This is a genomic window from Methylibium sp. Pch-M (genome assembly GCF_004136295.1).
Lineage (GTDB): Bacteria > Pseudomonadota > Gammaproteobacteria > Burkholderiales > Burkholderiaceae_C > Methylibium > Methylibium petroleiphilum.
This window is the reverse complement of record NZ_CP029606.1, coordinates 1,034,653-1,049,279: the sequence shown is the minus strand read 5'-3', so window position 1 is coordinate 1,049,279 and position 14,627 is coordinate 1,034,653. Positions and strand designations below refer to the sequence as shown.

Genomic DNA, 14,627 nt, shown 5'->3' with positions numbered 1-14,627 from the left:
CAGAGCGTGCCGTCGGGCGCTTCCTAGAATCGGGTTCACAACAGTGCCACAGGGCACGGACCGCGAGGAGGCATCCGGTGAAGATCAAGAGTCAGCGAGATTTCGTGTCCGGCGTGATGTTCGTCGCCATCGGCCTGGGCTTCGCGATCGGCGCGACGACCTACAGCTTCGGCACCTCGGCCAAGCCCGGGCCGGGCTACTTTCCTCTGCTGCTGGGATTGATCCTCGCGGTGCTGGGTGCGGCGGTGCTGTTCAAGGCCTTGACGATCGAGAGCGACGGCGGCGACCCGATCGGGCACATCGCCTGGAAGCCGCTGCTGCTGATCCTGGGCGCGGTGATCCTGTTCGGTGCGCTGCTGCCGCGGCTGGGCATGGCGATCACGGTGCCGATCCTGATCCTGATCGCCAGCTTCGGCGGGGACGAGTTCCACTGGAAAGGCGTGCTGGCGACCTGCGTGATCCTCACGGTCGGCAGCTACCTGGTGTTCGTGAAGGGCCTGAACCTCACGATCCCGATGTGGCCCACCTTCCTGGCCGGCTGAAGCGAGGCACACCGTCATGGACCTGCTCAACAACCTCGCGACCGGTTTCGGCGTCGCGCTCTCGTTCCAGAATCTGCTGTACGGCTTCTTCGGCTGTGTGCTCGGCACGCTGATCGGCGTGCTGCCGGGCCTGGGCCCGGTCGCCACCATCGCGATGCTGCTGCCGTCGATCTACGCGCTCGACGCAACGCCGGCGCTGATCATGCTGGCCGGCATCTACTACGGCGCGCAGTACGGCGGCTCGACTACCGCGATCCTGATCAACGTGCCAGGCGAGTCGAGCTCGGTCGTGACCGCGATCGACGGCTACCAGATGGCGCGCCAGGGCCGTGCCGGCGCCGCGCTCGCCACGGCCGGCCTGGGCTCGTTCTTCGCCGGTTGCGTGGGCACCATCATCCTGGCCGCGTTCGCGCCGCCGCTCACCGAGCTGGCCTTCAAGTTCGGTCCGGCCGAGTACTTCTCGCTGATGGTGCTGGGCCTGATCGGCGCGGTGGTGCTGGCCTCGGGCTCGCTGGTGAAGGCCATCGCGATGATCGTGCTGGGCCTGCTGCTGGGCCAGATCAACACCGACGTGATCTCCGGCGTGCCGCGCTACAGCTTCGACGTCGCCGAGCTGACCGACGGCATCGGCTTCGTCGCCATCGCGATGGGCGTGTTCGGTTTCGGCGAGATCATCGCCAACCTCGGCCAGCCGCCCGAGCACCGCGAGGTGTTCACCAAGTCGGTGGGCGGTCTGTGGCCGACCAAGGAAGACTTCAAGCTCGCGGCGCCGGCGGTGCTGCGCGGCACGGCGCTCGGTTCGATGCTGGGCATCCTGCCGGGCGGCGGCGCGCTGCTGGCCTCGTTCGCCGCGTACACGCTGGAGAAGAAGGTCGCGAAGGACTCGCGCAAGTTCGGCAAGGGAGACATCCGCGGCGTCGCGGGCCCCGAGAGCGCCAACAACGCCGGCGCGCAGACCAGCTTCATCCCGATGCTCACGCTCGGCATCCCGCCCAACGCGGTGATGGCGCTGATGGTCGGCGCGATGACCATCAAGGGCATCCAGCCCGGCCCGCAGGTGATGACCAGCAACCCCGAGCTGTTCTGGGGCCTGATCGCCAGCATGTGGATCGGCAACCTGATGCTGGTGGTGCTGAACCTGCCGCTGATCGGCATCTGGATCAAGCTGCTGACGGTGCCCTACCGCTTCCTGTTCCCGGCCATCCTCACCTTCTGCTGCATCGGCCTGTACACGCTGAACAACAACAACTTCGACGTCTACATGGCGGCCGGCTTCGGGCTGATCGGCTACGTGTTCTACAAGCTCAGCTGCGAGCCGGCGCCGCTGCTGCTGGGCTTCATCCTCGGGCCGATGATGGAAGAGAACCTGCGCCGCGCGCTGCTGCTGAGCCGCGGCGACTGGACCACCTTCGCGACGCGTCCGCTGTCGGCCGGCCTGCTGCTGGCGGCGGTGGCGATGATCGTGGTGGTGATGCTGCCCTCGATCCGCAGCAAGCGCGAAGAAGCCTTCCAGGACGCCGACTGACGCTGCGTCCCGGGGGTCCAAGCCCCCGTTCCGGCTGTGGCAGGACGGTCCGGGCAGCGAGCGGCGAGGCCGCTGCCCATAATCGAACCATGAACCCCTTCGACTACCGGGCGGGCTACGGCAGCCAGCGCCTGCCGCTGTTCGCACGCAACGTCGTCGCCACCTCGCATCCGCTGGCGGCCCAGGCCGGGTTGCGCATGCTGGCGGCTGGCGGCAATGCCGTCGATGCCGCGGTCGCCACCGCTGCGGTCATGACGATCGTCGAGCCCTGCAGCAACGGCCTGGGCTCGGACGCCTTCTGCATCCTGTGGGACGGGCAGGCGTTGCACGGACTCAATGCCTCGGGCCGCGCGCCGCAGGCCTGGACGCCCGAGTACTTTCATCGCAAGTACGGTCGCGACACGATCGCGCCGCCGGCGCGCGGCTGGGACAGCGTGACGGTGCCGGGCGCGGTGGCGTCCTGGCTGGCGCTGAGCGAGCGCTTCGGCAAGCTGCCCTTCGGCGACCTGCTGGCGCCGGCGATCGAGGTGGCCGAGCGCGGCTATGCGGTGCCGGTCGTGGTAGGACAGAAGTGGGCCGCCGCCGCCCAGGTGGAGGCGCTGGTGGCGCAGCCCGGATTCGCCGAGGCCTTCCTGCCGCAGGGCCGCGCGCCGCGGGTCGGCGAGTTGTTCAAGCTGCCCGGTGCGGCCCGGGCGCTGCGCGCGATCGCCGCGACGCGCGGCGCGGCGTTCTATGGCGGCGAGATCGCGGAGGCGCTGGCGCGGCAGGCACGCGCGCAGGGCGGCGCGCTGACCTCGCAGGACTTCGCCGCCTACCGGCCCGAATGGGTCACGCCCATCGCCAAGGCCTATCGCGGTCAGGTGCTGCACGAGATTCCGCCGAACGGGCAGGGCCTCGCGGCGTTGCTCGCGGCGGGCATCCTGGCGCACTTCGACGTCGCCTCGCTGCCGGTGGACGGCGTGGCGTCGCAGCACCTGCAGATCGAAGCGATGAAGCTCGCCTTCGCCGATGTCTACCGCTACGTGGCCGAGCCCGGCAGCATGGCGGTGAGTGCCGGGCAACTGCTGGCCGACGACTACCTGGCCGCCCGGGCCCGCCTGATCGATCCGCGCCGTGCGCAGGACTTCGGCGCCGGCAACCCGGTGAAGGGCGGCACCATCTACCTCACCGCGGCCGACGAGACCGGCATGATGGTGAGCTTCATCCAGAGCAACTACATGGGCTTCGGTTCCGGCGTGGTGCTGCCGGACTGGGGTCTGAGCCTGCAGAACCGCGGCCACGCCTTCAGCCTGGACGCGCGCAGCCCCAACGTCGTCGCACCGGGCAAGCGGCCCTTCCACACCATCATCCCGGCCTTCCTGAGCGATGCCGACGGCGCGCCGCGCATGAGCTTCGGCGTGATGGGCGCGAACATGCAGCCGCAGGGCCACCTGCAGACTTTGGTGCGCATGGTCGACTACGGCCAGGACCCGCAGGCCGCCTGCGACGCGCCGCGCTGGCGCTACAACGCCGGCCTGGAGATCAACGTCGAGGCGGGCATGGACCCGGCCACGGTGCAGGGCCTGGCGGCTCTGGGCCACCGCATGGAAGTGATCCAGGACAGCTACCAGGACTTCGGCGCCGGGCAGTTCATCTGGCGCCTGGGCGATCCGGCGGTCGAGGGCTACGTCGCCGCGAGCGACCCCCGGCGCGACGGCCAGGCGGTGGGCTGGTAGTGTCGCCACCGCCGTCCGCGGCCCGGCCCAGCCTGCCCTGGGGCGGGCTGGCGCTGGCGATGGCCGGCGCGATCGCCTTCTCCGGCAAGGCCATCGTCGCCAAGCTGCTGTACCGCCACGGCCTCGACGCCGTCACGGTGCTGTTCTTCCGCATGCTGTTCGCGCTGCCGCTGTTCCTGGCGATGGCCTGGTGGGCCAGCCGCGGCAGGCCGCCGCTGACGGCGCACGACAGGCGCATGGTGCTGCTGCTCGGCGTCACCGGCTACTACCTGGCGAGCTTCCTCGATTTCCTGGGCCTGCAGTACATCAGCGCCAGCCTGGAGCGGCTGATCCTCTACCTCAATCCCACGCTGGTGCTGGCCTTCGGCGTGCTGCTGTTCGGCCGGCGCGTGACGCGCCCGCAGGCGCTGGCGATCGGCGTCAGCTACCTCGGCGTGCTGCTGGTGTTCGGCCACGAGGTCGGCTTCCAGGGGCCCGACGTCGTGCTGGGCGCGCTGCTGGTGTTCGCCAGCGCGGTGAGCTATGCGGTCTACCTGGTCTACAGCGGTGAGTTGGTGCAGCGCCTGGGCTCGATGCGGCTGGTGGGCCTCGCGAGCACGGTGGCCTGCGCGCTGTGCATCGCGCAGTTCTTCGTGCTGCGCTCGCCGGAGGTCGCGCTGGCCGTGCCGGCGCCGGCGCTGTGGCTGTCGCTGCTGAATGCCACGGTCTGCACCGTGGCGCCGGTGCTGATGGTGATGATGGCGATCGAGCGCATCGGCCCCACGCTGGCGGCGCAGACCGGCATGGTGGGACCGATGAGCACGCTGCTGATGGGCATCGTGATCCTCGGTGAACCCTTCACCGCCTGGATCGCGGCCGGGACCGCGCTGGTGCTGGTGGGCATCTGGCTGCTGGCGCGGGCGCGCTGAACGACAAGGAGCACGACATGGATCTGGGCATCAGCGGCAAGTGGGCGCTCGTGTGCGCCGCCAGCAAGGGGCTCGGCCTGGGCTGCGCGCAGGCGCTCGCCGCCGAGGGCGTGAACCTGGTCATCACGGCGCGCGGGGCCGAGGCGCTGCAGGCGGCGGCGAGCGCGCTGCGCGCGTCGCACCCGGGCATCGACGTGCGCGCGGTGGCCGGCGACATCACCACCGCCGAAGGCCGCGCCGCGGCGCTGGCGGCCTGCCCGCAGGTCGACATCCTGGTGAACAACGCCGGCGGTCCGCCGACCGGCGACTTCCGCGACTGGGACCGCGCCGCCTGGATTGCGGCGCTCGACGCCAACATGCTGACGCCGATCGAGTTGATGAAGACGGTGGTCGATCCGATGATGGCGCGCGGCTTCGGCCGCATCGTCAACATCACGTCGGCGGCGGTGAAGGCGCCGATCGACATCCTGGGCCTGTCCAACGGCGCACGCTCGGGACTCACCGGCTTCGTGGCCGGCCTGTCGCGCACGACGGTGGCGCGCAATGTGACGATCAACAACCTGCTGCCCGGCCCGTTCGAGACCGAACGGCTCGCCAAGACGCTGGAGGGCGCCGCGCAGGCCAGCGGCCTGACGACGGCGCAGGTGATGGCGCAGCGCGCGCTGAAGAACCCCGCGGGGCGCTTCGGCACGCCGGCCGAGTTCGGCGCGGCCTGCGCCTTCCTGTGCGGTGCCCAGGCGGGCTACATCACCGGCCAGAACCTGCTGATGGACGGCGGGGCCTACCCCGGCACGTTCTAGCGCCGCGCGGCCCAGAGCTGCAGGTCGGCCTCCGAGAGCGGCGGCGCGATCCGCAGGCCCTGCAGTTCCTCGCAACCCAGCTCGCGCAGGAAGCGTTCCTGGGCCTCGGTCTCCACGCCCTCGGCGATGACCGTCATGCCCAGGCTGCGGCCGAGCTGCACGATCGCCCGCACGATGGCCGCGGCGTCGGCGTTCTGCGGCACGTCCTGCACGAACGACCGGTCGATCTTCACCTTGTCGATCGGCAGTTCCTTCAGGTGGCCGAGCGACGAGTAGCCGGTGCCGAAGTCGTCGACCGAGATGCGCATGCCCAGCGCCTTGAGCTGCGCCAGCGTGGCCTTCACCTCGTCCAGGTCGTCCATCAGCATGCGCTCGGTGAGCTCGAGCTCCAGCCATGCCCCGTTCACCTGCTCCTGCCGCAGCAGTTCGGCCAGCGAGTCGACGAAGCCGCGCTGCTGGAACTGCATGCTGCTGAGGTTGACCGAGATCGGCAGCTCGAGCCCCTGCGCATGCCAGCGCCGGGCACAGCGCATCGCCTCGCGCAGCACCCACTGGCCGATCGGCAGCATCAGGCGGCGCTCCTCGGCGACCGGGATGAAGTCATCGGGCAGCAGCAGGCCGCGCTCGGGATGGTGCCAGCGGATCAACGCCTCGACCCCGACCAGCCGGCCGTCGCCGGAGCGCAGCTGCGGCTGGTAGTGGAGCTCGAAGGCGCCGGTCTCCAGCGCCTGCGCCAGCTGGCTCTCGACCACCAGCGCGTCGTAGGCGGCGCTGGCCACCACCGGATCGAAGAACTGCACGTTGGCGCGACCGCGCGCCTTGGCCATGTACATCGCCGCGTCGGCATGCTGGATCAGCTCGGCCGGTGTGCGGCCATGCTCGGGGAACAGCGAGACGCCGATCGACGGTGACACCGAGATCGAACGGCCCGCGGCCTCGAGCGGCGCCTCGATCACCGCCAGCAGCTTGCCGGCCACCTGTTCCACCACGCTGCGGTCGGTCACGCCCGGGATCAGCACCATGAACTCGTCGCCGCCGAAACGCGCCACCAGGTCGTCGGCGCGCAGGTTGTCGGTGATGCGCGCCGTCACGGTCTGCAGCAGCAGGTCGCCGACCAGGTGGCCGAGCGAGTCGTTGATGCGCTTGAAGTGGTCGAGGTCGATGAACAGCAGCGCGATCTGCGCATCCCCGCCGCGGTGCGAGGCCGTGAGCCGCTCGAGCTGCAGGCCGAAGGCGGCGCGGTTGGGCAGGCCGGTCAGCGCGTCGTGGTGCGCGAGGTGGTGGATGCGCGCCTGCGCGGCCACGCGCTCGCGGATGTCTCGCACGATCACCAGGCGCAGCCGCTCCCCGTTGCGCATGATCGAGCGCGTGATCAGCTCGACCGGGATGCGTTCGCCGGAGCGGCCGAGCGCGACGCTCTCCCACGCCGCCTCGGCCCCGGTGGCCAGCGCCTGCTGCGCGCGCGGCAAGTGGTCGGGTGCCAGGAATTCGGCGGTCTGCCGGCCGATGACCTCGTCGCGGGTGTAGCCGGTGAGCTCGCAGATCGGCTCGTTGATGTCGATCACCGTGCCGTTGCGGTGGAACAGGATGCCCTCCGCGCTGGCCTGCATGAACTTCGCGAGCCGTTCTTCCGATTCGCGCACGGCGCGCTCGGCCAGCCGGTGCTTGGTGATGTCGGTGACCCGCACGAAGGCGCCCGACAGCTCGCCCTCGTCGTCGAAGTTCGGCAGCACGTCGACCTCGAGCCATTGCGGCCGGCCGGCGGCGTCGGTCAGTTCGCGTTCGTAGGACACCTGGGCGCGGGTCTCGACCACCCGCTCGATGTAGGGGCGGATCTGTTGCCAGCCGCGCTCGCCGACGATCTCGGCCGCGGTGCGGCCGAGGATGTTCTCGGGGGTCCAGCCCAGTGCGCTCGCATAGTGGCGGTTCGCGAAGGTGCAGCGGAAGCCCTGCTGTTCGTAGTAGGCGATCAGCGCCGGCACGTTGTCGGCCAGCACGCGCAGCTGCGTGGTCTGCTCGCGCAGCGCGAGTTCGGTGCGCTTGCGCGCGCTCACGTCGTGCAGCGCGCACAGGCACAGCTCGGTGTCGCGGTTCCAGCGCGCATCGCACTCGAGCCAGCCGACCTCGCCGCCGGGCCGGCGGAACTGCAGCTCGAGGCGGAAGCGGTCGGCCGTGTCGAGATGGTCCAGCGCCTTCAGCAGCTCGCGGCGCGACGGCGCGGAGAGCCGGTCGAGCCATGCCTCGCCGTCGGCAGCGGCGTCGCGGTGCCAGCCGGTGCATGCCGCCAGCGGTTCGTTCACGGCCAGCAGGCGCGCGTCGCGGCCGAGCGCCATCATCAGCCCCGGGAGCCGATGCCAGTCGTGCGCTTGCGGAAGGGCGACGTCGCGGGAGGTGTGCATGGGAGCGGCTGTCTGCGCGGATCATAGCGAGCCGACCGCGCCACGGATGCGACCAAACGTTCGTCGGACTAGGGGCTGGTGAGGGGCTGCCCTAGGGGCCGTCGCGGCGTCCGGGCGTCGATCGCCGCGTCGACACCCCGATGCCCGCCACGATCAATGCGAACGCCACGCCGTGGTACCACTGCGGCAGCTCGCCCAGCAGCGCGGCCGACAGCAGCGCGGCGAACAGCGGCGTGAGGTTGCCGAAGAACGCCGCCGCCGCCGGGCCGGCCAGCGCGACACCCAGGCCCCAGCAGCGGTAGGCGATCAGCGAGGGGCCGATGGCGACGAACAGCAGCGCGGCCACCACCCAGGCGTTCCAGCGGATCGGCGCGCTGCCGAGCGCCTGCTCGCCCGCGGCGGCGGCCGCGGCGCTGACGAGACCGAACGCTACCTGCACCAGCAGCGCCTCGGACCAGTTCCACGGGCGCGGTGCCTGCCCCTCGGCCCGCAGCAGCGGCTGCCGCGCGCCGCGCAGATGCTCCGGCGGGCGCGCCAGCATCCAGCTGTAGAACGCCCACGCGATGATCGCCACCAGGATGTAGAGATCGCCGGTGACGAACTGCACGCGCGCCAGCGCCGCCGGGTTGCCGCGTGCGATGACCAGCGCCACGCCGGCCAGCGACAGCGCGGCGCCCGCGAGCTGGCGGCGCTGCGGACGCACGCCATGGCACAGCGCGCCGATCGCGAGCATCCAGACCGGCATGCTGGCGGCGATCAGCGTCACGTTGATCGGCGTGGACGTCTGCAGCGCCAGGTACTGCAGCGCGTTGTAGCTGCCCACGCCCAGCGTGCCGAGCAGCAGCAGGTGCGGCCAGCGCGCCGCCAGCTCGCGCGGCGCACGGAACACCCGCCAGCCCAGCGGCAGCAGCAACAGCAGGGCCAGCGCCCAGCGCAGCAGGTTCAGCGTCAGCGGCGGCACGCTGCCCACCGCGAGCCGGCCGACCACCGCATTGCCGGCCCACATCAGGGGCGGCAGGGTCATCAGCAGGGCAACGCGCGGGGTCAGGCCGGCCATCGGCGCTCAGAGCCGGCTCGGCGGGTCGGGCGGCATGGCGGCGCCGCAGTTCCAGCACTGCTCGAACGGGCCGTCGATGCGCTCGCCGCAAGCCGGGCAGACCCACAGGCGCGATGGGCAGTGCGTCAACTCGTCGAGCAAGGTGCCGGCGCGGTCGAACTGCTCCTCGTGCTGGATCCAGACCTCGGGCAGGGCCTGGTCGGGTGGCACCTGGCCGGCGATGCTGCTGGCGAACGCCCGCTGCACCGTGGCCGCGATGCCCGCCTGCCCCAGCAGGTCGGCCCACAGCGTGGCGATGGCGAGGTTGGGGGCAGGTCGAAGTCGGCGCATCGGCAAGGGGTTTGGGAACCCTGGCACGATACCGGAGAACACGAAACCCCCGAGGACTCCCGCATGCCCGCAGCCACCGTCAAAGCCATCCAGGTCCCGCACGCCGGCGGTGCCGATGCGATGCAACTCGTCGACCTGCCGATCGGGGAACCCGGCCCCGGCGAGGTGCGCATCCGCCACCATGCCTGCGGGCTGAACTTCATCGACGTCTACCAGCGCAGCGGCCTGTACGCCTTGCCGATGCCGCTCACGCTGGGCATGGAGGGGGCCGGCGTGATCGAGGCGGTCGGCGCCGGCGTGACGCACCTGCGCGCCGGCGACCGCGCCGCTTACGCCAGCGCGCCGCCGGGGGCCTACTGCGAGGGGCGGGTGATGCCGGCCAAGTGCGTGGTGCAACTGCCCGACGGCATCGACTTCGAGACCGGGGCCGCGATGATGCTCAAGGGCCTGACCGTCCAGTACCTGCTGAAGAAGACGCTGCCGCAGGGCGGCCTGCAGCCGGGCGACAGTGTGCTGTTCCATGCCGCGGCCGGCGGCGTGGGCCTGATCGCCTGCCAGTGGGCGCGCGCGCTGGGCCTGCGCCTCATCGGCACGGCCGGCAGCGACGAGAAGTGCGCGCTGGCCGTGCAGCACGGCGCCGAGCACGCCATCAACTACCGGCGCGAGGATTTCGTCACGCGCGTGAAGGAGCTCACCGGCGGGCGTGGCGTGAAGGTGGTCTATGACTCGGTGGGCCTCGACACCTTCGAGAAGTCGCTCGACGTGCTGCAGCCCTTCGGCCTGCTGGCGAACTTCGGCAACGCCTCGGGCAAGGCGCCGCCGGTGGACCTGGGCGTGCTGGCGGCCAAGGGCTCGCTCTATGTGACCCGGCCGACGCTGTTCACCCACATTGCCACGCGCGAGAGCACGCAGGCCATGGCCGACGACCTGTTCGCGGTGGTCGGCAGCGGCGCGGTGAAGATCCCGGTCGAGCGGCGCTACGCGCTGGCCGACGCGGCGCAGGCGCACCGCGACCTGGAGGCCCGCCTGACCACCGGCTGCAGCGTGCTGCTGCCCTGAGCCGGGCCGGGCGGCTCAGCCGCCCGCGGTGCCGGGCGCGCCGACCGCGCTGCGGTAGGCGTGCCAGGACGCGTGACCCAGCACCGGCCCGACCACCAGCAGGCCCAGGAACCCCGGCAGTATCGCCAGCACGACCAGCACGACGATCAGCGCTGCCCACGCGAGCATCACGCCGGTCTGCGTCAGCACCAGCCGCAGGCTGACCAGGGCGGCGGTGATCGCGTCGGCCGGCCGGTCGAGCAGCAGCGGGATCGACACCGCGCTCACCGCGTAGATGAGCCCGGCGAACACGCTGCCGACCCCGACGTAGGCGGTGATGAAGCCGAGGCTCTGCGGGTCCAGCAGCGCGAGCAGCGAGCCCTTGAAGTCGGGCATGCCGTCGAAGCTGAGCGCGAACACGATCAGCGCGGCGCGGCCCCACAGCATCTCGAGGATCAGCAGGGCCCCGCCGAACAGGGCCATGCTGCCAGGGCGTTCGCGCCAGGCCCACAGCGACGCGGCCAGCGAAGGCCGCTCGCCGCGTTCGAGCGCGCGGCTCGCGTGGTAGAGCCCTGTGCACAGGAAGGGCCCGACCAGCAGGAAACCGGCCGACAGCGCCAGCGTGTAGGCCGGTGCATGGCGGAACACCAGCATCAACAGCCAGCCCATCGCCACGAAGCAGCCGCCGTAGAACAGGCCCAGGCCGGGACAGCGGCGGAAGTCGCGCCAGCCGGCCGCCAGCCAGCGCAGCGGGTCGCCGAGGTGCAGCCGCGCCAGCGGCAGGTCGAAGGCGGTCAGTGCGGCGCCGGGCGGCGGAGCCAGGTCGGGTGCCGGTCCGAGCGGCGCGGGATCGTCGGAGGTCATGCGCGCAGCGTAGACGCTGCGCGGCCCGCGGCCCTAGCGGGTAGACACCGAGCACCAGGCCGGTGGCAGCGGCGCGGCCGGCCGGCCCCGCGGGCCGTCAGCCGCGTCGCACGCGCCGCAGCTCGTCGAGGATCAGCAGCGCGGCGCCGACGGTGATGGCGCTGTCGGCGATGTTGAAGGCCGGGAAATGCCAGCCGGCCCAGTGAACGTCGAGGAAGTCGACCACGTAGCCGTGCAGCAGCCGGTCGATCACGTTGCCGAGCGCGCCGCCGAGGATCAGCGACAGCGCCCAGGCGAACAGGCGCTGGTGGCCCTGGCTGCGCAGCATCCAGACGATGAAGCCGGCCGCTGCGAGGCCCAGCCCGACGAAGAACCAGCGCTGCCAGCCCGAGGCGCCGGCCAGGAAGCTGAACGCCGCGCCGGTGTTGTGCACGCGCACGATGTTGAAGAAGCCCGTCACGTGGCGCGCATCGCCGTACTGGAAGTGGCCGAGGATCAGCGTCTTGGTCAGCTGGTCCAGCACGATCACGATCAGCGCGATGCCCAGCCAGCTGAGCAGCCCGCCACGGCCGAAGGTCGTTGTCCTGGCCATGGCGTCAGGCCACCGTGCGGGTTTCGCCGGCACCGTAGAGATTGCTGGTGCAGCGGCCGCAGATCGTCGGGTGAGCCGGGTCGGCGCCGACGTCGTCGCGGTAGTGCCAGCAGCGTTCGCACTTGGCGGCGGTGCTCGGCGTGACCGCGACCGTCAGCGCATCGGCCGCCGCCGCGGTGGCGGCCGAGGTGATGAACACGAACTTCAGGTCCTCGCCCAGCGACTGCAGCAGCGCCAGGTCGTCGGCCGGCGCGCCGACCGCCACCGTGGCCTGCAGCGAGGCACCCACCGCGCCGGCGGTGCGGACCGCCTCGATCTCCTTGTTGACCGCGTCGCGGATCTCGCGCACGCGGGCCCACTTCGCCAGCCGCGCGGCGTCGGGTGCGTCGAAGGCGGCGTAGGTCTGCGTGAAGATCGACGGCGACACGCCGGGCGCGAAGATCGGCCAGGCCTCCTCGGCGGTGAAGCTCAGGAAGGGCGCCATCCAGCGCAGCATCGCGTCGGTGATGCGGTGCAGCGCGGTCTGCGCGCTGCGCCGCGCCAGCGACTTCGGCGCGGTGGTGTAGAGCCGGTCCTTCAGCACGTCGAGGTAGAAGGCACCGAGGTCCTCGCTGCAATAGACCTGCAGCTTCGCGACCACCGGGTGGAACTCGTAGACCTCGTAGTGCGCCAGGATCTCGGCCTGCAGCTGCGCCGCCCGGTCGATCGCGTAGCGGTCGATCTCCAGCAGCTGGTCGGCCGGCACCGCGTCCGTTGCGGGGTCGAAGTCGCTGGTGTTGGCGAGCAGGAAGCGCAGCGTGTTGCGGATGCGCCGGTAGGCGTCGACCACGCGCGCGAGGATCTTGTCGTCGATGTTGAGGTCGCCCGAGTAGTCGGTGCTCGCGACCCACAGCCGGATGATCTCGGCGCCGAGCTTCTCGCTCACCGACTGCGGCACCACGGTGTTGCCGAGCGACTTGCTCATCTTGCGACCCTGGCCGTCGGTCGCGAAGCCGTGCGTCAGCAGGCCGCGGTAGGGCGCGCGGCCCTCGATCGCGCAGGCGATCAGCAGCGAGCTGTGGAACCAGCCGCGGTGCTGGTCGTGGCCCTCGAGGTAGAGGTCGGCCTCGGGCCCGCCGTCGTCGCGGCCGGCGCCGGCATGGCTGCCGCGCAGCACGTGGAAGAAGGTCGAGCCGGAGTCGAACCAGACGTCGAGGATGTCGGTGCTCTTGGCGTAGTCGCCTGCTGCCTCGCCCAGCCACTCGCGCGGGTCGAGCCGCGACCAGGCCTCCACGCCGCCCTGCGCCACCAGCGCGGCGGCGCGGTCCATCAGCGCCAGCGTGTCGGGGTGCAGCTCGCCGCTCACCTTGTGCAGGAAGAAGGGCAGCGGCACGCCCCAGTTGCGCTGGCGGCTGATGCACCAGTCGGGCCGGTTGGCGATCATGTCGCGCAGCCGGGCGCGGCCGTTCTCGGGATAGAAGGCGGTGGCGTCGATCGCCGCGAGCGCGGTCTCGCGCAGCGTCTTCGGCGCCTTGTCGACGGTGAACACGCCCTCGCCCTCGTCCATGCGCACGAACCACTGCGCCGCGGCGCGGTAGATCACCGGCGTCTTGTGGCGCCAGCAGTGCGGGTAGCTGTGCTCGAGCTTCGCGGTCGCCATCAGCCGGCCGGCCTCCTGCAGCGCCTGCACGATCAGCGGGTTGGCCTTCCAGATGAACTGGCCACCGAACAGCGGCAGCTCGGCGGCGTAGACGCCGTTGCCCTGCACGGGGTTCAGGATATCGTCGTGCTTCATCCCGTGCGCGGTGCAGGAGTTGAAGTCCTCCACGCCGTAGGCCGGCGCCGAGTGGACGATGCCGGTGCCGTCCTCGGCGGTGGCGTAGTCGGCCAGGTAGACCGGGCTGCGCCGTGCATAGCCCGGGTGCACGTGGGCCAGCGGGTGGTGGAACTCCAGCCCCTCGAGCGTCTGGCCGGCGGTCGTGGCGAGCACCGTGCCGGCCAGGCCGTAGCGCGCCAGGCACTTCTCGACCAGCGCACTGGCCAGCAGCAGCAGGCCGCGCTCGGTGTCGACCAGCGCGTACTCGAGCGCGGGGTTGAGGTTCAGTGCCTGGTTGGCGGGAATGGTCCACGGCGTGGTGGTCCAGATCACCGCGAACGCGTCCTTGGCCGGCGCCGGCAGCCCGAAGGCCGCGGCGAGCTTCCCGGGCTCGGCGGCCAGGAAGGCCACGTCCACCGTCGGCGAGGACTTGTTCTCGTACTCGATCTCGAACTCGGCCAGCGAGCTGCCGCAGTCGAAGCACCAGTACACCGGCTTGAGGCCGCGGTAGACGAAGCCGCGCTCCATCACGCGCTTCAACGCGCGGATCTCGCCGGCCTCGTTGCCGAAGTCCATCGTGCGGTAAGGATGGTCCCAGGCGCCGAGCACGCCCAGGCGCTTGAAGTCGGCCCGCTGCTGCTCGATCTGTTCGGTGGCGTAGGCGCGGCTCTTTGCCTGCACCTCGTCGCGTCCCAGTCCGCGGCCGTGCAGCTTCTCGATCTGGTTCTCGATCGGCAGGCCGTGGCAGTCCCAGCCCGGCACGTAGAGCGCGTCGTAGCCGGCCAGCTGGCGGGCCTTGACGATCATGTCCTTCAGCACCTTGTTCAGCGCGTGGCCGATGTGCAGCTGGCCGTTCGCGTAGGGCGGGCCGTCGTGCAGCACGAAGCGCGGCCGGCCGGCGCGCGCGTCGCGCAGGCGCTGGTAGGTGCCCTGCTGCTCCCACTGCTTCACCCAGCCCGGTTCGCGCCTGGGCAGGTCGCCGCGCATCGGGAAGGGCGTGTCGGGCAGGTTCAGCGTGGCGCGGTAGTCGGTGGGCTGGTCGGTGCTCATGGCGTTCTCGGC

Annotated in this window: 12 protein-coding genes; 6 read left to right on the top strand and 6 right to left on the bottom strand. The window is 71.2% G+C overall.

The window, feature by feature from the left end; all coding sequences use genetic code 11:
* The first annotated feature begins 77 nt into the window (after positions 1 to 77).
* The 5 genes from C1M51_RS04935 (at position 78) to C1M51_RS04915 (ending at position 5,490) form a co-directional block, all read left to right on the top strand.
* Entirely contained in the window at positions 78 to 542 is a 465-nt protein-coding gene (locus tag C1M51_RS04935; RefSeq protein WP_129448498.1) for a tripartite tricarboxylate transporter TctB family protein, read from the top strand.
* Positions 543 to 558: 16 nt separating this feature from the next.
* Entirely contained in the window at positions 559 to 2,067 is a 1,509-nt protein-coding gene (locus C1M51_RS04930; protein ID WP_129448497.1) for a tripartite tricarboxylate transporter permease, read from the top strand.
* An 89-nt stretch (positions 2,068 to 2,156) separates the two neighbouring features.
* The gene (locus C1M51_RS04925; protein WP_129448496.1) at positions 2,157 to 3,782 is read left to right on the top strand and encodes a gamma-glutamyltransferase family protein; all 1,626 of its coding nucleotides are present in this window, start codon (positions 2,157 to 2,159) and stop codon (positions 3,780 to 3,782) included.
* Positions 3,782 to 4,690 carry a DMT family transporter gene (locus tag C1M51_RS04920; protein WP_129448495.1) on the top strand — a complete coding sequence of 303 codons (909 nt, stop codon included), beginning with the start codon at positions 3,782 to 3,784 and terminating at the stop codon, positions 4,688 to 4,690. Before C1M51_RS04925 ends, C1M51_RS04920 begins: the two co-directional genes overlap by 1 nt.
* A gap of 17 nt (positions 4,691 to 4,707) precedes the next feature.
* A complete protein-coding gene (locus C1M51_RS04915; RefSeq protein WP_129448494.1) occupies positions 4,708 to 5,490 on the top strand; it encodes an SDR family oxidoreductase in 783 nt (260 codons plus the stop codon).
* Here C1M51_RS04915 and C1M51_RS04910 read toward each other — a convergent pair.
* The 3 genes from C1M51_RS04910 to C1M51_RS04900 all read right to left on the bottom strand — a co-directional run bounded on the left by C1M51_RS04910 (position 5,487) and on the right by C1M51_RS04900 (position 9,276).
* Positions 5,487 to 7,889, bottom strand: a complete 2,403-nt coding sequence (locus C1M51_RS04910; RefSeq protein WP_242499975.1) for an EAL domain-containing protein — start codon at positions 7,887 to 7,889, stop codon at positions 5,487 to 5,489. The genes C1M51_RS04915 and C1M51_RS04910 overlap by 4 nt on opposite strands.
* A gap of 91 nt (positions 7,890 to 7,980) precedes the next feature.
* The gene (locus C1M51_RS04905) at positions 7,981 to 8,946 is read right to left on the bottom strand and encodes a DMT family transporter (RefSeq protein ID WP_129448493.1); all 966 of its coding nucleotides are present in this window, start codon (positions 8,944 to 8,946) and stop codon (positions 7,981 to 7,983) included.
* A 6-nt stretch (positions 8,947 to 8,952) separates the two neighbouring features.
* Positions 8,953 to 9,276 carry a putative signal transducing protein gene (locus C1M51_RS04900; RefSeq protein ID WP_129448492.1) on the bottom strand — a complete coding sequence of 108 codons (324 nt, stop codon included), beginning with the start codon at positions 9,274 to 9,276 and terminating at the stop codon, positions 8,953 to 8,955.
* A gap of 120 nt (positions 9,277 to 9,396) precedes the next feature.
* On the opposite strand from C1M51_RS04900, the gene C1M51_RS04895 reads away from it, so the two are divergent.
* Positions 9,397 to 10,335 carry a quinone oxidoreductase family protein gene (locus C1M51_RS04895; RefSeq protein ID WP_409072626.1) on the top strand — a complete coding sequence of 313 codons (939 nt, stop codon included), beginning with the start codon at positions 9,397 to 9,399 and terminating at the stop codon, positions 10,333 to 10,335.
* A 15-nt stretch (positions 10,336 to 10,350) separates the two neighbouring features.
* Here C1M51_RS04895 and C1M51_RS04890 read toward each other — a convergent pair whose 3' ends face one another.
* The 3 genes from C1M51_RS04890 to ileS all read right to left on the bottom strand — a co-directional run bounded on the left by C1M51_RS04890 (position 10,351) and on the right by ileS (position 14,615).
* On the bottom strand, positions 10,351 to 11,178 hold the full coding sequence (locus tag C1M51_RS04890; RefSeq protein WP_129448490.1) for a DUF2189 domain-containing protein: 828 nt from the start codon (positions 11,176 to 11,178) through the stop codon (positions 10,351 to 10,353).
* Between the two features lie 97 nt (positions 11,179 to 11,275).
* Positions 11,276 to 11,770 carry a signal peptidase II gene (lspA, locus tag C1M51_RS04885; protein WP_129448489.1) on the bottom strand — a complete coding sequence of 165 codons (495 nt, stop codon included), beginning with the start codon at positions 11,768 to 11,770 and terminating at the stop codon, positions 11,276 to 11,278.
* A gap of 4 nt (positions 11,771 to 11,774) precedes the next feature.
* Entirely contained in the window at positions 11,775 to 14,615 is a 2,841-nt protein-coding gene (ileS, locus tag C1M51_RS04880; protein ID WP_129448488.1) for an isoleucine--tRNA ligase, read from the bottom strand.
* Positions 14,616 to 14,627 lie beyond the last annotated feature (12 nt).